This window comes from Marinobacter sp. (assembly GCF_048269445.1).
Lineage (GTDB): Bacteria > Pseudomonadota > Gammaproteobacteria > Pseudomonadales > Oleiphilaceae > Marinobacter.
The window spans coordinates 93,946-111,628 of sequence record NZ_JBLXIQ010000006.1 but is presented as its reverse complement, the minus strand read 5'-3'; the positions used below and the strand labels follow the sequence as shown (position 1 = coordinate 111,628).

Sequence of the window (17,683 nt, the reverse complement as noted above, 5' to 3'; positions counted from 1 at the left end):
GAATGACGACAATTGAGTTTTTTAGCGGCCCTGATGTTGCCCGGACAAAGAGCCACACGCCGGGAAGTATCGCGGTATGGATTTTCATTTATGCGGAGCTGACGGAATTCGCTTTTTTCTTTCTCGCATTTCTGATTGCCAAGTTCTACTTTCCCGCGGAATTCCGCGAAGGGCCGCCACAGCTCAACACCCTGGCTGGCTTTCTTAATACCCTTGTGTTGCTCACGAGCAGCCTTTGTGTGGCCCGGGCGGTGCAGGCAATCAAGCGGGACGCACAACGCCAGACCGTGATCTGGCTGCTTTGCACGGTGGGTGCGGGCGTGACCTATTGCCTGATAAAGGCCTGGGAATACCAGTGGAACGAAGCAAGGGGTATCACACCCCGTACCAACTATTTTTTCGCCACTTATTACTATCTGATGTTCAATCACTTCCTTCATGTTGTCATCGGTACCTTTACAATCCTCGGCACCGCTGTATTGGCCGCCCTGGGTCATTATACCGTCGACTCTCACGACGGCCTGGAAGGGGCTGCCAGCTACTGGCACATGATTGATCTGGTCTGGATTCTCATTTTTCCCTTAATCTACGTCCTGAGATAAGTCCATGCTGCAAACACCACAGAACTACGACGGAGGAAAGAAGAAATCGGACAGGGCAAATCTGGTATGGCTGGGATTGGTCGGGCTGACGCTACTTAGTGTTGTGGTTGGCGAGTCTGGCCCTCCTTCTGTTATGGCAACCTTTTTCATCTGTCTGGTTGTTCTTCTTAAGGGGCGTTGGATCATAGGGGACTTTATGGGCCTACGGCACGCTGCGCCGCTCACTCGCTGGATTGTAACGGGCTATTTCTTCGTCATGACATCACTGGTCGGAATTTCCGTGGGCTACCTGCAATTCACAGCCACACAATAACTGCACCGATGATTGCGGGAACCACGATGACGTAGCTGAGCAGGAGCCGGCGCCAGACAACTGGTGCCGTCTTTAGCCCCATGAAAATGTCGACGATACTTTGACCCTTGATGGTCATGGCCAAAACGACCACCAGGATCATCACGGCGGGGTTCTTTACCCATTCGGAGACGGCCAGTGATAGCAATGTCAGGGAGATGAGGAGCAGCCAGGAATTGGTTGCCTTGACAGTCAGTGTACTCATTCAGTCACTCCGATGAACTCAGTTCTAGTGAATCACATAAATGATCGGGAAAAGTATGATCCAGACCAAGTCAACCATGTGCCAGTACGAGGCTCCGGACTCGAAACCCGAATGCTCCCCAGTCGCATAGACGCCCTGGCGGGTGCGGTGCAGCATGTAACCCAGAATCACCATGCCCAGGACAACGTGCATGAGGTGGAAAAACGTAATAAAAAAATAGAGTGTGTAGAAAGTGTTGGTCGACAGATTGTATCCGGCCTCGATCAGTTGCGAGTATTCCCAGAATTTTGTAATCAGATATACCGTTGCTGCCATTAGCGCCGCTGCCAAAAACATGCTGCAGTGCGATTGATGCCCCTGCCGTAACTGGATCCCCGCCAGGGCAACGAAATAGCTGCTGGTAATCAGGGCCAGTGTACAAACCAGGCCCGCCAACGAATGCAATGAGGATTTCCCGGCACCGAACATGTCAGGATAAAAGTTCTGAGTGGTTGCAAAGCTGATGAAGAAGATGGCAAATACGGTTAATTCCATAAGGATAAATAACCACATTGCAAAATCACCGGGCAGGTCTTCACTGCCTGATTTCGCAGTGAGATCGGTTATTGAATACTCATTTAACATTACGATAATCCTGTTAAGACTTCACGCTGGGGCTTCCCATTCGGAGACCTGATACTTTCCGATTATCAGGCTGGGATTCCGGTTACAATATGAGTCAGGCTTTCAATATCCATAAGTTCAATAAGAAATACGCAAGTCGAACGTCTGCCGTGTAATGACCATTAATTACAGACATTCTCCGAGCTTCGGACATTTGGTGGCTGATCATTTCCAGAATGTATTTCTGAAAATCGGAATTTTTATTGAGGGTTTGAAAAAAATCGCTGTAAGGCACCCTGAATAAATGGCCCGTCGCCAACATCTGGTGGGCAACTGACAGGTTCTTGCGGTTTATTCCCTCCAGCCCGAAGACCTCACCAGGAAGATAACATGCAGTGATACACTCATTGCCGCTGGCGTCATAATAAAAGCTTTTTACCGCTCCGCTGCCCACGACATAAAGTGCCCTGGGACTTTCGTTAAACCGTGTAATCAGTTCGCCATTTCGAAAGAATGTTGATAACTCTGAAAGAGAGACCAGGTCCAAGATGCTCCAGGATGACCCGGTTTCATATGATCTGCCCCGGGTATCTTCCAAGCCTTTCGGTCCATCGACCTGGATGCTATCGGCGGTAAGGGCGTCGAGTGTATCTGTTATGTCCAGCATGATCTGAGGACCTCGCACATTTGAGTTTCATAAGCCATAAGAGCTTCTTTGGTGCATGGTCTAGCATTCTGTGTGCCAATTACTAAATAACTGTTAATTAGAGAAAAATAAATGGTTTTTTATTCTCAAGCGAACGTTGTTGTTCCTTGGACACCATTAACTGATGTCATCATGACAATAGCGGTCTGAAAAGGGGTGACATCCCCGCTTTCCAATCCCGAATCTCAATTCTTGTTAGTTGTAATTTCGGAGATTTTTACGATATGGATTAATATTTGCCTATAGTGTGACCAAGCATCTCCGATGAAACAGACGTGTCATTTTGGTGGGGAGGTTACGATGGTTAACAACAAGCGTGAGCCTGTTAAAGACGAAATCTGGGACCAGCACCTTAGGTGGCTGGATCTTATTAGTAATGAATGCAAATCCAATCAGCTTAAACGGGAACGTGAAAAGCGCGCAGAAGAGGCGCGAAGCCGGAACAACCCAGACGGTAATGAATATCGGGCCAATGGCTGACTGGGTTAAGGGTTATTTTTATTTATTCACTGCATCAAGAGGTGGGTAACTCGTGAACATCAATGCTGAAGTCACACCAGAAGCCCGTGACTATCTTGTTTCTTTGCTGGAGAAGCAAGAAGTGCCGGGAATGGCGGCGCGTGTATATGTGGAGAAGGGCGGTACACAACACGCCGAGACCTGCCTGGCCTTCTGTCCGCCGGGTGAAGAGTCGCCGGCTGATGTCAGGAGAGACTTTGACGACCTGGCCCTGTTTTTCGAAGCGGCTAGCATCCCCTATCTCCAGGATATGCAGATCGGCCTTCATGGAGAAGGTAACCTTCAGACCCTGACGATCAAAGCGCCGAATTCGAAAAAGCCTGCGAAACCACCCAAAACGTTCGATTTGGCGGAAGAGTGTAGCGCCTTGCGGGTGCCATCCGGCGAATCCGTGACTCTTCCGGAGGGAGCGACTGTCTCGATAACCCAGGCGCTCGGCGGAAGCTTCACGGTTAACTACCAGGGCAATTTGTATCGTCTGTCTCCGGAGGTTACCCGTCAGCTGGGATTTCAATCGGACGCCATCCTGTTCGAGCCCCCGGGGGATGGACAGATCAGTGATCAGCAATGCTGGGACGCGATGCGGCTGGTCTACGATCCTGAGATTCCTGTCAATGTTGTTAGCCTGGGCCTGATCTACAAACTGGATATTGATCAGGATAGCCATTGCGTGCGCGTGGAAATGACCCTGACGTCACCAGGCTGTGGCATGGGTGACATTATTGCCGGGGACGTGAAAAGCAAATTGTTGCAGGTGCCTCATGTTGAAGACAGTAAGATCAATATCGTGTTTGATCCTCCCTGGAGCTACGACAGTCTTGATGAGGAGGCGCGCCTGGAGCTGGGGCTGATCTGAGCCGTTTACAGCATCGGCCGGGAAATAGTTGTGCTTCTGACATATAGCAAAAGCAGGTCTATTGATTTCAGCTGGGCTGTCAATGTTTGCCCTACCTTTGCAATCGGGAGCAGGTTTAAAGGTGACAACATTCTGGCAGAGCGAGACCGATGCCTTCGAGATCTTCCCATGGAACCGTAATTTTGAGACGGGCCTGAAAGATATTGATGACCAGCACCGGGTGCTGGTGAATATTCTGAATCGTCTGGCGTGGCATATTGCGTCCAGCAACTCTGAGCTGGACGGTTTGCCCCTTCTTGATGAACTTCTTGCTTACGCCTCCTATCACTTCAACTATGACGAGGGCGTCTGGGCGGAGAGCCTCGGCAAGTCAGAGATGGTTCGTAACCATCATGACTCCCACCAGATGTTTTTTGCCCGGATCCAGATGTTTCGCCAGCGGACTGCTCCACAAGAAGATGTTCTGGCAGAGCTTTTCGATTACCTGACCCGTTGGCTTGCTTTTCACATCCTGGAATCAGACCGGCGAATGGCGCTCACTGTAGAAGCCATGAAAACAGGCAAATCTCTGGTGGAGGCCAGAGAGCAGGTTGATTCTGAGCTTAGTGGTTCCGTCTCTGTTCTTGTGACTGCCTTGCTGGAGATTTACGGAAAGCTGTCGACCAGCACGATTCAGCAGATGTGGGAAAAAACGGCCAGAAACAAAGCTGAAGGTAAATTGCAGCGCCTGCAGAGCGAGCGGTTGGACCGCGCTCTGGCGAATCAGGCAAGTGATCATCAAAAACAGATAGAATTCTTGGCCTACGCAGACCCACTCACAGGTTTGTGGAACCGGAATGGCATTACCTGGTTCCTTCGGGAGCTGCTTGAACGCGACGATCTGGACAATGATTCCGCAGCGTTGGTATCCATTGATCTGGACAATTTTCATGAAATTAACGCGCGTTTCGGAAAAGAAGCCGCCGACCGTTTGCTGGGCTACTGGCCCGGCGCTGGCTGGATGCACTGCCATCTGATGCTGCTCTCGCCCGGATCGGTGGAGATGAGTTTGCCCTGCTTCTTCCGGATGCCAGTCAGGTGGAAATCAGGTTGGCTGCGCTGCAGCTGACTGGCCGCCAGCCCTTTGAATTGGGAGGCGGTTCGGCGTTGGTATGTTTTACCGCAGGGATTGCCCTGTTTCCTGATAATGAGCAGGGGCATGTCGATGAAGATGCCGACACGCTTCTACGCCAAGCAGACCATACGCTTTTCCGCGCCAAGCAGGAGCTTAAAGGAAGCTGGCTGCGGCTGTAAGATTGCATCACACGTTCTGGACAGGGTGTTGCTCTGGGATCCCCGACCAGCGGTGACCTGCTGGTCTGTGTTGCCGAAAAGGACCAGGAAGCTTTCGAGGAAAAGGCCAGGGAACAGGGGCTGGCGCTCCACCCGTTCGGCCAGGAGATTGTTTTAATATTTATCAATTTTGAATGTTATTGGTACTGATTAGTTGGAAAACATCTGGGGAAAAGTAAATTTCCACTCCAGACTATCCAGCAGGTTTTTTAACCCCAGCCCCAGCTCGGTGTCTCCTTCGATTATCAGGCGCCGCTGGAAAAACAGCTGGTCGGGATCCTGCCGCCGCTCCGCCAGAGTTTTAAATGCCGCCAATGAGCCACGAATGGTCACCTCTCCGGGGCCATCGATGACGCGCAGGCGGCCGGCCCAAAAGCCAATGGTGATGCCTGGCTGCCCGCCGTTCGCTTCCAGCCGGATACGGCGGCCTTCGAAATCGTCAAATTCTCCGTCACGAATCGCGTGCTCAAACAGGCGGTTCAGGGGCGCTTCGGCGGTCAGCTGTTTGAGCGACACTGGTATCCTGCGATCGATGGCGCCAAGCACCGGTGCGGGCGAGGGCAGGTATTCCCGAAGAACCGACCGTGTTTGCTCCAGCAGAGGGCTTTTGAGGGGAGTAATGGGGGGTAGTGAAAAGGCCATGGTTTACTCCGGGTGGACAGAAACCCACCCAGAGTAAAACAAAGTCAGCCGGAACGATTTGATATAACTCAGCCTTTATGAAGGCCTTCTTCTACCGCCCACACTGCCACTTCGACCCGCGAGCGCAGGTTCAGTTTTTTCAGCAGGTGCTTCACGTGGACCTTCACTGTGCCATCGCTGATATCGAGTTTGCGTCCGATCATCTTGTTGGACAGGCCTTGGGCAATCAGGCGCAGAATGTCCTTTTCCCGGGGCGTCAGGCTGTCGAAATCCGGGCGCGATGCCTGCTGGGGCTTGTTGGAGCGCAGTGCCTCGGCCAGTAGCGTGGTCAGCCGGTCACTGATGACCATCTTGCCAACGGCCGCCTGATGAAGCTGGGCGATCATGTCTTCGGGCTCCATGTCCTTCAGCAGGTAGCCGTCCGCGCCGGCCCGCAGTGCCGCCACCACGTCATCTTCCTGATCGGAGACGGTAAACATTATGATGCGGGAACTGATGTTCTGTTCGCGCAGCTTCTTAAGGGCTTCGATGCCGTCCATTTCCGGCATGTTCAGGTCCATCAAAATCAGGTCTGGTTCCAGTTCTGTCGCCAGGCGAATACCGTCGGCGGCGTTGCTTGCTTCACCGGCAACGACCATGTCGTCTTCCATTTCGATGAGCTGTTTTATGCCCTGCCGCAGAAGGGGATGGTCATCGATCAGTAGAATACTTGCGGGTGATTCAGACATCGGGTTCTCTCTTGTGATCAGGCGTTTGAAGCTTCTGTGGGAATCAGGTTTCGGTTCTTTGGAACAAATACTAGCGTGACCTCCACACCGCCTTCATCCCGGTTTTGTACCTTGACCTGGCCGCCCAGGGTTCTGGCGCGGTCCTGCATGATGATGAGGCCATAGTGATTGACTGGCTGGTCGCCGCCGGGCAGGCCCTTGCCATTATCGCGGATTCTTACCCGCACCTGGGGGGATTCGAACAGCACGTCTACCGTAATGTTGGTGGCATCTGCGTGTTTGACCGCATTGGCGAGACCTTCCCGGACAATCTGCAGGGTATGGATCTCTTCATTGGGAGACAAAGTCTGGGGGGGCAGGTTGTACTGTAACGCAACCGGTTTGCCCAGCCGCTCGGAAAACTCCTCGATGGTTTTTCGCAGGGCCGTGGCCAGGTCTGGCGTGTCCAGCTTCAGTCGGAAAGTGGCCAGCAATTCCCGCAACTGGCGGTAGGCGCTGTTCAGGCCGGTGCTGAGTTCATCAAGAATGGACTCGTGCAGCTCTTTTTGCTCGCCTTCAATGTTCAGGCGCCGCAGCCGGGCGACCTGCATTTTCAGATAGGAGAGTGACTGGGCCAGGGAATCATGGAGTTCCCGGGCGATCACGGTGCGCTCTTCGGCCAGGGTCTGCTGCTGTTCCTCAGTGATCTGCCGCTCAAGGAAAATGGCAGTTGCCAGCTGGTCGCTGAGGGTTTCCAGCAACCGGCGGGCAGTTTTCGACAGGCCTTGTTCGGCGGGATACCAGACTTCAAGCGTTCCCAGGAGTTGCCCGGGGATGCGGATTGGCAGCAGCAGCCGGCGCCCGTCGTTGTTTTCTACCGGAAGCTCGTCATACACCTCAGGGGTTACGAGGCATGCGTTGCAGTGGTGGTCGCGACAATAAAAAGGCCGTTCCAGGGTCGCCGTGGTGATGGCCTGTACCGGCTCCGCGGACCCCTTGTCATGGAGATAAAGGCGGATGGGCCCTATTCCCAGCAACTGCTCCAGCTCCTGCAGCATGGGAATAGCCCCGTTGCATAGATCATGTTTGGCAAACAGGTCACGGCTTGCAGAGTGAAGCAGCTGGAGCGCCGCTTGGCTCTTTTCCAGCTCTTCGGTCTTGAGGCGCACCCTTTCTTCCAGCTCGTAGTAGGTGAGCGCCAGCTCGCTTGTCATCTGGTCAAATGCCTGGCCAAGCTGTGCCAGTTCATCGGCGCCACTCAGGTTTGCCTTACGGGAGAAATCCTGCTCACCCACGGCGATGGCAATGCCGACCAGTTTGCGCAGCGGACGGAGTATCCGGTTTTTGAGATCGATGAACATTGCGACGATGATCAGGATGGAAAAGGCCAGGCTGATAATCTGGATCAGGTGCAACAGGTCGATGCGAGCCTCGGTTCGCTGTTCCAGCATAGTCACCAGTCGGTCCACACCGTCAACATAGCCGTGGGTAACAGCCAGCATGCTGCTCGTTACTGGGGTGCCCTGATTGTGACCCTGTAGTGCCGGCCGGAGCGTAGTTGCCCAGGAGGACAGAATGCTTTGGTACTGGGTGGCCAGAGGATGGTCGCGGTTCTCAGGAATGGCCGTGGTGATGCCATTATCGGTCAACTTCGCGCCGTAACGGTCCAGCCTCTGTTGGATGGAGTTCGGCCCTGATTCCGGTGTTACCGGGCCCGCAGTCGTTGCCAGCAACTGAAATGCGCCCATGCGAAGGGCGCCGGCAAGGTTGATAGCGGTTGCATTGCCCTCAATGCTTTTGGACACCGCAAGTGTAGTAGCCATGCTGACAAGGGCTGTCAGCACCACGGCACCAACGACAATGGCGATTCGATTAACAAGCGGGCTTCTGGATTTCATCAGATCTCGTGTGCATTCGTACGTCTGTGTGGCCGGGTCTGATTATGCCCGGGCTCAGTGTTCCCTGATACCTCCTTGAGGATAGTCAATTACCCCAATGGTTGGTATCCCATCATAATCTTTGACCCTTCAGTGATCAAAACATGAAACTAAAAGGCAGGTTTTGAACAGGGCGACTGTAATGAAGTCAGAGGCGGATCGTGCGGATGACCGGCTGGCGTCACTGGCAGTGGTACTGCCATTGGCAGTGGCAGGTTTTGTCATTGCGGCCGGGTGCTGGACCCTGTTTGCGGTTGCCGGTGTGCACCTGCGCTCGGAGCTGAATCTTGGCAATCTGCAGTTCGGGTTTTTGCTGGCAATGCCCATGGCGGTCAGTGCGGCGCTGGCCATTCCAGCCGGGCTGGCAGCACAGAAATTCGGCGCCCGGCGAGTCATGCTGGTCTGCCTGGCCGGGCTTGCGGTGTGCATGGTGATACTGCTGACCACCGATACCTTCCCGGGTTATCTGGTCGCCGCCGGCGGGCTTGGCCTGGCGGGCGGGTTTTACAGTGCCGGCTTGCAGTTTGTGACCAGCCATTGCGAGTCGCGACGCCTCGGCCTCGTGCTGGGAGTGTTCGGTGCGGGTGTGACAGGTGCGGGTTTCAACTATTACCTGGTGCCGCTGTTCCATGAGGCGTTCTCCTGGCAAGGGGTGCCGCTGGCCTATCTGATTGTGCTGGTGCTGGTGCTTGCGCTGCTGCTGATGCTCACCGACCCCAAAGATGCCGAGGCCGACCCGACTGCCGAAACCGCCGTCACAGTTCTGCTGCGCCGGATGAAGCGGAGGCGTGCGTGGCAGTTGTGCGCCTACTTCGGCGTTGTGGCGGGCAGTTTCTTTGCACTGGCTTTGTGGTTGCCCGATTATCTCTCCGCACAGTTTGAACTGCCGGTCGATTCCGGAGCCCGGCTGGCTCAATGGTTTGTTATTCCTGGTGCCTTGGCCCAGATTGTCGGAGGAAGCCTCTCGGATCGTTTTGGTAGCGCCAGGGTTGTCAGCCGTGCGTTGATAGCGTGCCTTATCGCATTGTTTGTGTTGTCTTACCCACCCATGACCCTGTTTATTCAGGGTGTTGATGCGACGGTCCGAGTGGACTTCGCCTTGCCGATGCGGGTTGAAGGCATTTTCGTGGTGACTCTCGGGCTGGCGATGGGTTGCAGCATGGGTGGCCTCCAGAGACTGGTTATTATTGAAAATCGTCCCATGGCCGCATTCGTTGCCGGTTTGCTGTTGGTGGGCGCCTGTTCCGTGGCCTTTGTCTTGCCGGTAATTTTCAGCAGCGTTAACCACTGGCTGGGGATCCGCAGTGCCGTTTTCATGATTCTCTTCGTGTTGCTCATCGGCTGCCTTTTCCTGTTTGCCCGGGAGAGCCGCCGGCACGAGCGTGAACACCTTCTCCACCCGGGGATATAGGCTACCTACCCCCAGGGTGGTAGAAGCGGGTTATGAGGTAGTAACCACGCAGATTTTGCGGTTTTTCTCACACACAATGGTCTCAAATCGGAGCTGGATCAGAGCAGCGATCCGGTAGACGGGCAGATGGAGAGAGAGACCATGAGTCATTTGATCGACAAACTGAACTACTTCAGGAAGAAGCGCGAGCCGTTCGCGAACGGCCATGGAGAAACCCATGAAGTCAGCCGCGAGTGGGAAGACAGCTACCGCCAGCGCTGGCAGCACGACAAGATTGTGCGCTCCACCCATGGCGTGAACTGTACCGGCTCCTGCAGCTGGAAGATTTACGTCAAGAATGGTCTGGTCACTTGGGAAACCCAGCAGACCGACTACCCCAGAACCCGTCCGGATCTGCCCAACCACGAGCCCCGTGGTTGTCCCCGGGGGGCCAGCTACTCCTGGTACATGTATAGCGCCAACCGCCTGAAGTACCCGCTGATGCGCAAGCACCTGATGAAGCTCTGGCGCGCGGCGAAGGTTGAGCACAAGGATCCAGTGGAAGCCTGGGCTTCCATTGTTGAAGACCCCAAGAAAACCGCTGAATACAAGCCTCGCCGTGGTATGGGTGGGTTCGTGCGTTCCAGCTGGGATGAAGTCAACGAGCTGATTGGCGCCTCCAACGTATACACCGCCAAAAAGCATGGCCCGGACCGCATCCTCGGCTTCTCACCGATCCCTGCCATGTCCATGGTGTCCTACGCTGCTGGCAGCCGCTACCTGTCCATGATAGGTGGCGTTTGCATGAGCTTCTACGACTGGTACTGCGACCTGCCGCCAGCGTCTCCCCAAACCTGGGGTGAGCAGACCGACGTGCCGGAATCCGCAGACTGGTATAACTCTGGCTACATCATTGCCTGGGGCTCCAACGTGCCCCAGACCCGGACCCCGGACGCCCACTTTTTTACCGAAGTCCGTTACAAGGGCACCAAGACCGTTGCTATTACCCCGGATTACGCCGAAGTCTCCAAGCTGTCTGACGAGTGGATGAACCCCAAGCAGGGTACCGATGCCGCTCTGGGCATGGCCATGGGCCACGTGATCCTGAAGGAATTCCACGTCGACAAGCCCAGCGAGTACTTTACTGACTACGTTCGTCGCTACACCGATATGCCGTACCTGGTCATGCTGGAAGAGAAGGATGACGGCAGCTTCGTGCCGGGCCGGTTCCTGCGTGCCAGTGACCTGGTGGACGGCTTGGGTGAAGAGAACAATCCCGAATGGAAAACCATTGCCATCAACGAAGCGTCCGGTGAGCTGACCGCACCTAATGGCTCCATCGGCTATCGCTGGGGCGAGAAGGGCAAGTGGAACCTGAAGCAGACCGCCAAGGGCTCGGATGTGAACCTGCAGCTGTCCATGGTCGATAAGCACGACGACGTCGTTGATGTGGCTTTCCCGTACTTTGGCGGCATCGAGCACGACCATTTCCAGCACGTGGAAATCAAGGACATCCTCAAGCACAAGCTGGGTGCTCGTAAGGTGCAGCTGGCGGATGGCACCGAAGGCCGTGTCGTCACCGTGTACGATCTGATGGTCGCCAACTATGGCATCAGCCGTGGTCTGGGCGAGGATGACGGCGCTACTTCCTATGACGAAGTGAAGCCGTACACGCCTGCCTGGCAGGAAAAGATCACCGGTGTTCCCGCCGAGAAAGTGATCCGCATTGCCCGTGAGTTCGCGGACAACGCAGACAAGACCAAAGGCCGTTCCATGGTCATCGTCGGTGCCGGTATGAACCACTGGTACCACATGGACATGAACTACCGCGGTCTGATCAATATGCTGATCATGTGTGGCTGCGTTGGCCAGAGTGGCGGTGGATGGGCTCACTATGTCGGCCAGGAAAAATTGCGTCCGCAAACTGGCTGGCAGCCATTGGCCTTTGGTCTGGACTGGCAGCGCCCACCGCGCCATATGAATTCTACCTCCTTCTTCTACGCTCACTCCGGTCAGTGGCGTTACGAGAAGCTGGGTGTCGATGAGATATTGTCGCCGCTGGCTGACAAGTCCAAGTTTGGTGGCAGCCTGATCGATTACAACGTGCGCGCCGAACGCATGGGCTGGTTGCCATCAGCGCCGCAGCTGAACCGCAACCCCTTGGGTATTGCTGCGGAAGCTGAAAAAGCCGGCATGGAAGTGTCGGATTACGTGGCCCAGTCCATGAAGGATGGCTCCCTGGCCTTCGCCAGTGAAGATCCGGAAGCCCCCCAGAACCACCCGCGCAACATGTTCATCTGGCGGTCCAACTTGCTGGGTTCCTCCGGCAAGGGCCATGAGTACATGCTCAAGTATTTGCTGGGCACCAAGAGCGGCTTGCAAGGAAAGGATCTCGGTCATGAAGGCGGCGCCAAGCCGAAAGAAGTGAAATGGCATGACGAGGCGCCCGAAGGCAAGCTCGACCTGCTGGTAACCCTGGACTTCCGCATGTCCACCACCTGTCTGTATTCAGACATCGTTCTGCCGACCGCTACCTGGTACGAGAAGAACGATCTGAATACCTCGGACATGCACCCGTTCATTCACCCGCTCACGGCCGCCACGGATCCTGCCTGGGAAGCGCGCAGTGACTGGGAAATCTACAAGGGTATTGCCAAGGCGTTCTCCAAGGCCACCGAAGGCCATCTGGGTGTCGAGAAAGACGTCGTTACCCTGCCGCTGCTGCATGACGCGCCGGCGGAGTTGGGTCAGCCGTTCGATGTGAAGGACTGGAAGCGGGGTGAATGCGATCTGATCCCGGGCAAGACCGCGCCCAGTTTCATCACGGTTGAGCGCGACTACCCGAACACCTACGCTCGCTTTACCTCCCTTGGGCCGCTGCTGGATACGCTGGGTAATGGTGGCAAGGGCATCAACTGGAACACCGAGAAGGAAGTGAAGTTCCTCGGCGAGCTGAACTACAAGCATATCGAGGGTGCCAACGCCGGCCGTCCGAAGATCGAAAGCGCCATTGATGCGGCCGAAGTGATCCTGACCCTGGCGCCGGAAACCAATGGCCAGGTCGCGGTAAAAGCCTGGGCGGCTCTGTCCGAGTTCACAGGGCTTGACCACACCCATCTGGCGAAGAACAAGGAAGAGGAGAAAATCCGCTTCCGGGATGTCGTGGCGCAACCGCGCAAGATCATCTCCAGTCCCACATGGTCTGGGCTGGAAGATGAGCACGTGTCCTACAACGCCGGTTACACCAACGTTCATGAGCTGATCCCCTGGCGCACCCTCACCGGTCGTCAGCAGTTCTACCAGGATCATGAGTGGATGCGTGCCTTTGGTGAGAGCCTGCTGGTCTACCGCCCACCCATCAACACCAAGACGGTCAGTAGCATGCTGAACCAGCGCAGCAACGGTAACCCCGAAAAAGCGCTGAACTGGATTACGCCGCACCAGAAGTGGGGCATCCACAGCACCTACAGCGACAACCTGCTGATGCTGACTCTGTCTCGCGGTGGCCCTATCGTCTGGTTGAGCGAAGACGACGCCAAAGAGATGGAAATCGAGGACAACGACTGGATCGAGCTGTTTAACGCCAACGGTGCCATTGCGGCACGGGCGGTGGTCAGTCAGCGGGTTATGCCCGGCATGGTGATGATGTACCACGCCCAGGAGCGGATCGTGAACATTCCGGGCTCGGAAATTACCGGCACCCGCGGCGGTATCCACAACTCGGTTACCCGGGTGTGCCCGAAGCCGACCCACATGATCGGTGGCTACGCCCAGTATTCTTACGGGTTCAACTACTACGGCACCGTGGGCTCCAACCGGGATGAATTCGTGGTGGTGCGCAAGATGCACAACGTCGACTGGCTCGATGGTGAAGGCAATGACACTGTTCAGGAGGCTGTAAAATGAAAATCCGTTCCCAAGTCGGCATGGTACTGAACCTGGACAAGTGCATTGGTTGCCACACCTGTTCCGTCACCTGCAAAAACGTATGGACCAGCCGCGAAGGCATGGAGTACGCCTGGTTTAACAACGTCGAGACCAAACCCGGTATCGGCTACCCGAAAGAGTGGGAGAACCAGGACAAGTGGAAGGGCGGCTGGATGCGCGACAGCTCCGGCAAGATCCGGCCGAAGATCGGTGGCCGCTTCCGGGTATTGGCGAACATCTTCGCCAACCCGGACCTGCCTGAGATCGACGACTACTACGAGCCGTTCGATTTCGATTACCAGCATTTGCACACCGCCGGCGACAGCAAGCACCAGCCGGTCGCCCGGCCGCGCTCGCTGATCTCCGGTAAGCGCATGCAGAAAATCGAGTGGGGTCCGAACTGGGAAGAAATTCTGGGTACCGAGTTTGCCAAGCGTCGTAAGGACAAGAACTTTGATCAGATCCAGGCGGACATTTACGGGCAGTTCGAAAACACCTTCATGATGTACCTGCCGCGCCTGTGCGAGCACTGCCTGAATCCGGCCTGTGTCGCCAGCTGCCCGAGCGGCGCCATCTACAAGCGTGAGGAAGATGGCATTGTCCTGATCGATCAGGACAAGTGCCGTGGCTGGCGCATGTGTGTCTCCGGCTGCCCCTACAAGAAGATCTACTTCAACTGGAAAACCGGCAAGTCCGAGAAGTGCATCTTCTGCTACCCACGGATTGAAGCCGGCATGCCGACCGTATGCTCCGAGACCTGTGTCGGCCGGATTCGCTACCTGGGCGTGCTGCTGTACGACGCAGACCGCATCGAGGAAGTGGCCAGCGCACCGGGCGAGCACGAGCTCTATGAAAAGCAGTTGGAAATCTTCCTGGACCCGTTCGACCCGGAAGTGATCGAACAGGCGAAGAAAGACGGCATCCCGATGAACGTCATCGAAGCCGCCCAGCGCAGCCCAGTTTATAAGATGGCGGTGGACTGGAAGCTGGCCCTGCCGCTGCACCCGGAATACCGCACCCTGCCGATGGTCTGGTACGTGCCGCCCCTGAGCCCGATCCAGTCTGCGGCGGAAGCCGGCAAGGTCGAGTTCGATGGTGTGCTGCCGAAGATCGAAAGCCTGCGGATCCCGGTCAAGTACCTGGCCAACCTGCTCACCGCCGGCGACGAGAAACCCATCGTCCGGGCTCTCAAGCGGATCATGGCCATGCGTCTGTACAAGCGGGCTGAGACTGTGGAAGGCAAGGAAGACCTGCGCGCCCTTGAGGAGGCAGGCCTGACCAAGGCTCAGGCGGACGAAATGTACCGCTACCTGGCCATCGCCAACTACGAAGACCGCTTCGTGATCCCCACCAGCCACCGCGAACTGGCGAAGGAAGCTTTTCCTGACGCCACCGCCCACGGCGAGCGTAACGGCTGCGGCTTCAGCTTCGGCGACGGCTGCAACGGCGATAGCGAGTTCAACATGTTCGGTGGCCGCAAGCAGACCACCAGCATGGTCCAGAAGTTGTCGACCGTGAAGCAGGTTGACCCGAAACAGCTGCAGGAATAAGGAGGCCAAGATGCAACTTTTAAAAGTACTGGCACGGGTTCTTGAGTACCCGACGGAAGAACTCCAGGCCTCCAAAGACGCTCTGATAGCGGCGGTTCTGGAGGACAGTCGGCTGCCCCTGCAGAACAAGGAGCAACTGCTCCGCTGCGTGGACATGCTGTGCGACGGTGACCTGCTGGACATGCAGGAGAACTACGTGGGCATGTTCGACAAGGGCCGGGCAACGTCACTACTGCTGTTCGAACACGTACACGGCGAATCGCGGGACCGCGGCCAGGCCATGGTGGACCTGATGGAGCAGTACCGCACCAACGGTCTGGAGATTGATGCCAAGGAACTGCCGGACTACCTGCCGCTGTTCCTGGAATACCTCTCTACCCGCCCATGGGATGAAATCCGCAACTGGCTGGAGGATATCCACCATATCCTGGGCCTGCTCGGCGAGCGCCTTTACCAGCGTGAGAGCTTCTATCACGTGGTGATGGATTCGTTGCTGGTGTTGTCTGGGCGCACGGTCAATCGCCAGGAGCTGGCCCGGATCGTGGCCTCGGAAGAGCGCGATGACACCCCGGAGGCCCTGGATAAAGTCTGGGAAGAGGAAATGGTGAAGTTTGTCGACGATCAGGGTAGTTCCTGCAGTACCGGCGGCGTGGTAGGCCAGCGCCGCCGCGAACTGGAACAGACCCAGACCATTCACCTGAGTGATCAGCTGATGACGGATGCAACACCCCGTCAGGCAGGGCGCGCCTGAGGGCGCAGGAGGAAACGGAAATGATGTCCTATCTGAATACACTGATTTTCGGGATTTACCCGTACATCGCCCTGGCCGTAATGGTTATCGGTACCTGGGCACGCTATGACCAGGGCCAGTTCACCTGGAGAGCCCAGTCCAGCCAGATGCTGAGCAAGAAAAACATGGTGATGGCCAGTGTGCTATTCCATGTCGGCGTGCTGGTGATCTTCTTTGGCCACCTGGTGGGCCTGCTCACCCCGCACTGGGCCTACGAGTGGATCATCACCCCGGGCCAGAAACAGGTCATGGCCATCGTGGTTGGCGGCATCGCAGGTGTTATGGCCATCATCGGTGGTGGCATGCTGGCCTGGCGCCGGCTGACCGACCCCCGTGTGAAGGCCAGCAGCACCTTTGCCGACAACATGATCATCGTCATCCTGGTGATCCAACTGGCACTCGGCCTGCTTACCATCCTGCCCACCCTGGGCCATCTGGATGGTAGCACCATGCTCAAGTTTTCTGCCTGGGCCCAGGGTATCTTCACCCTGCAGGGCGGCGTGGCAGACTACCTCGTAGGTGTCCACTGGATCTACAAGACCCATATCTTCCTGGGCCTGACTATCTTCGTGCTGTTCCCGTTCACTCGCCTGGTGCACATGCTTAGCGTGCCGGTGGAGTACTTCGGACGGAAGTACCAGGTGGTACGCAAGCGCGCCTGATGTAAATGAAAACGGGGTCAGATGAAAACTTTCGTCTGACCCCATGTTCACTGAGGTTATTCCTATGCAACTCATCCCCGTCGGCGAAGCCGAAAAGCCCAGAAACCAGTTCCCGCCGGTCACCGTGGGTGAAGCCCTCATCAGCGAAGACGACATTGCCCGAGAAATGCAACACCACCCAGCCGAAGAGGTCGCCGAAGCCTGGCACGAAGCCGCCAAAAGCCTCGTCATCCGCGAACTCCTCCTGCAGCAGGCCAGCCGCCTGAATCTGGACGACATTGCTGATGAGGAAGACCGCATCGCCCGCGTGCTGGAACTGGAACTCAGCGTTCCTGATCCCACCGAGCAGGATTGCGAACGCTTCTACGCCGCCAACCCGGCCCGTTTCCGAAGCCCGACCCTGATGGCCGTCAGCCACATCCTCCTCGCAGCTGCCCCAGACGACGTCCAGGAACGCATCCGCCAGGAAGAGGCCGGCCACCAATTGCTGTCATCCCTGCTCGACGGCCGCGCCCGCTTCGTAGACCTGGCCAAACAATACTCCGCCTGCGAATCCCGCCACCAGGGCGGCAGCCTCGGCCAGATCAGCAAAGGCCAGACCGTGGAAGAGTTCGAACGCCCTGTCCTGTCCCTGCAGGAAGGCCTCAACCCGGAACTGATCGAAACCCGCTACGGCTGGCACATCGTGCGAATCGACCAGCGCATCGATGGCGAGCAACTCCCGTACGAGCACGTCAAGCCCCAGATCCGCCAGTACCTGAGCGAGAGCGTGACCAGAAGGGCATTCCGCCAGTATTTGCAGGTTCTGGCAGCAGAAACTGGTGTGGAAGGAGTGGATCTCGAACTGCCGGATTCGCCTCTGATGCAGTAATGCCGTCTACTCTTCAGCTTGGAGGTCGGCGG

Annotated in this window: 17 protein-coding genes; 11 read left to right on the top strand and 6 right to left on the bottom strand. The window is 56.3% G+C overall.

Going from position 1 to position 17,683, the window contains the following annotated elements:
- The first annotated feature begins 2 nt into the window (after positions 1-2).
- Complete coding sequence (locus tag ACN0XM_RS13795) at positions 3-602, top strand: cytochrome c oxidase subunit 3 family protein (protein ID WP_417567521.1); 600 nt, start codon at positions 3-5, stop codon at positions 600-602.
- Between the two features lie 4 nt (positions 603-606).
- Positions 607-915, top strand: coding sequence for a cytochrome C oxidase subunit IV family protein (locus tag ACN0XM_RS13790; RefSeq protein WP_417567520.1), 309 nt, complete (start codon positions 607-609; stop codon positions 913-915).
- Here the strand turns inward: ACN0XM_RS13790 and ACN0XM_RS13785 are convergent.
- The 3 genes from ACN0XM_RS13785 to ACN0XM_RS13775 form a co-directional block, all read right to left on the bottom strand.
- On the bottom strand, positions 899-1,159 hold the full coding sequence (locus tag ACN0XM_RS13785; RefSeq protein WP_417567519.1) for a cytochrome C oxidase subunit IV family protein: 261 nt from the start codon (positions 1,157-1,159) through the stop codon (positions 899-901). The two genes, ACN0XM_RS13790 and ACN0XM_RS13785, sit on opposite strands and share 17 nt — an antisense overlap.
- 24 nt (positions 1,160-1,183) lie before the next feature.
- A complete protein-coding gene (locus ACN0XM_RS13780) occupies positions 1,184-1,783 on the bottom strand; it encodes a cytochrome c oxidase subunit 3 family protein (RefSeq protein WP_417567518.1) in 600 nt (199 codons plus the stop codon).
- Between the two features lie 94 nt (positions 1,784-1,877).
- Positions 1,878-2,429 carry a Crp/Fnr family transcriptional regulator gene (locus ACN0XM_RS13775; protein WP_417567517.1) on the bottom strand — a complete coding sequence of 184 codons (552 nt, stop codon included), beginning with the start codon at positions 2,427-2,429 and terminating at the stop codon, positions 1,878-1,880.
- Positions 2,430-3,000: 571 nt separating this feature from the next.
- On the opposite strand from ACN0XM_RS13775, the gene ACN0XM_RS13770 reads away from it, so the two are divergent.
- The 3 genes from ACN0XM_RS13770 (at position 3,001) to ACN0XM_RS13760 (ending at position 5,136) form a co-directional block, all read left to right on the top strand.
- Positions 3,001-3,843, top strand: coding sequence for an iron-sulfur cluster assembly protein (locus tag ACN0XM_RS13770; protein ID WP_417567516.1), 843 nt, complete (start codon positions 3,001-3,003; stop codon positions 3,841-3,843).
- Between the two features lie 121 nt (positions 3,844-3,964).
- Entirely contained in the window at positions 3,965-4,951 is a 987-nt protein-coding gene (locus ACN0XM_RS13765) for a GGDEF domain-containing protein (RefSeq protein WP_417567515.1), read from the top strand.
- Positions 4,840-5,136, top strand: a complete 297-nt coding sequence (locus ACN0XM_RS13760) for a diguanylate cyclase domain-containing protein (RefSeq protein ID WP_417567725.1) — start codon at positions 4,840-4,842, stop codon at positions 5,134-5,136. The genes ACN0XM_RS13765 and ACN0XM_RS13760 overlap by 112 nt, the downstream gene beginning before the upstream one ends.
- A gap of 189 nt (positions 5,137-5,325) precedes the next feature.
- Here ACN0XM_RS13760 and ubiT read toward each other — a convergent pair whose 3' ends face one another.
- The 3 genes from ubiT to ACN0XM_RS13745 all read right to left on the bottom strand — a co-directional run bounded on the left by ubiT (position 5,326) and on the right by ACN0XM_RS13745 (position 8,422).
- Positions 5,326-5,817: a ubiquinone anaerobic biosynthesis accessory factor UbiT gene (gene ubiT, locus ACN0XM_RS13755; RefSeq protein WP_417567514.1), complete on the bottom strand. Its 492-nt coding sequence runs from the start codon at positions 5,815-5,817 to the stop codon at positions 5,326-5,328.
- 68 nt (positions 5,818-5,885) lie between these two features.
- A complete protein-coding gene (gene narL, locus ACN0XM_RS13750; RefSeq protein WP_417567513.1) occupies positions 5,886-6,545 on the bottom strand; it encodes a two-component system response regulator NarL in 660 nt (219 codons plus the stop codon).
- Between the two features lie 17 nt (positions 6,546-6,562).
- Positions 6,563-8,422 (bottom strand): histidine kinase, encoded by a 1,860-nt coding sequence (locus ACN0XM_RS13745; protein WP_417567512.1) that lies wholly within the window; start codon positions 8,420-8,422, stop codon positions 6,563-6,565.
- Between the two features lie 181 nt (positions 8,423-8,603).
- Here ACN0XM_RS13745 and ACN0XM_RS13740 point away from each other — a divergent pair, with 181 nt between their 5' ends.
- From ACN0XM_RS13740 to ACN0XM_RS13715, 6 genes are all read left to right on the top strand, one after another.
- Positions 8,604-9,872, top strand: a complete 1,269-nt coding sequence (locus ACN0XM_RS13740; protein ID WP_417567511.1) for an MFS transporter — start codon at positions 8,604-8,606, stop codon at positions 9,870-9,872.
- 141 nt (positions 9,873-10,013) lie between these two features.
- On the top strand, positions 10,014-13,757 hold the full coding sequence (locus tag ACN0XM_RS13735; RefSeq protein ID WP_417567510.1) for a nitrate reductase subunit alpha: 3,744 nt from the start codon (positions 10,014-10,016) through the stop codon (positions 13,755-13,757).
- Positions 13,754-15,328: a nitrate reductase subunit beta gene (gene narH / locus ACN0XM_RS13730; protein WP_417567509.1), complete on the top strand. Its 1,575-nt coding sequence runs from the start codon at positions 13,754-13,756 to the stop codon at positions 15,326-15,328. The genes ACN0XM_RS13735 and narH overlap by 4 nt, the downstream gene beginning before the upstream one ends.
- Positions 15,329-15,338: 10 nt before the next feature.
- Positions 15,339-16,079 carry a nitrate reductase molybdenum cofactor assembly chaperone gene (gene narJ, locus ACN0XM_RS13725; RefSeq protein ID WP_417567508.1) on the top strand — a complete coding sequence of 247 codons (741 nt, stop codon included), beginning with the start codon at positions 15,339-15,341 and terminating at the stop codon, positions 16,077-16,079.
- Between the two features lie 23 nt (positions 16,080-16,102).
- Entirely contained in the window at positions 16,103-16,780 is a 678-nt protein-coding gene (gene narI, locus ACN0XM_RS13720; protein ID WP_417567724.1) for a respiratory nitrate reductase subunit gamma, read from the top strand.
- Positions 16,781-16,844: 64 nt separating this feature from the next.
- Positions 16,845-17,651: a peptidylprolyl isomerase gene (locus tag ACN0XM_RS13715; RefSeq protein WP_417567507.1), complete on the top strand. Its 807-nt coding sequence runs from the start codon at positions 16,845-16,847 to the stop codon at positions 17,649-17,651.
- Positions 17,652-17,683: the final 32 nt, after the last annotated feature.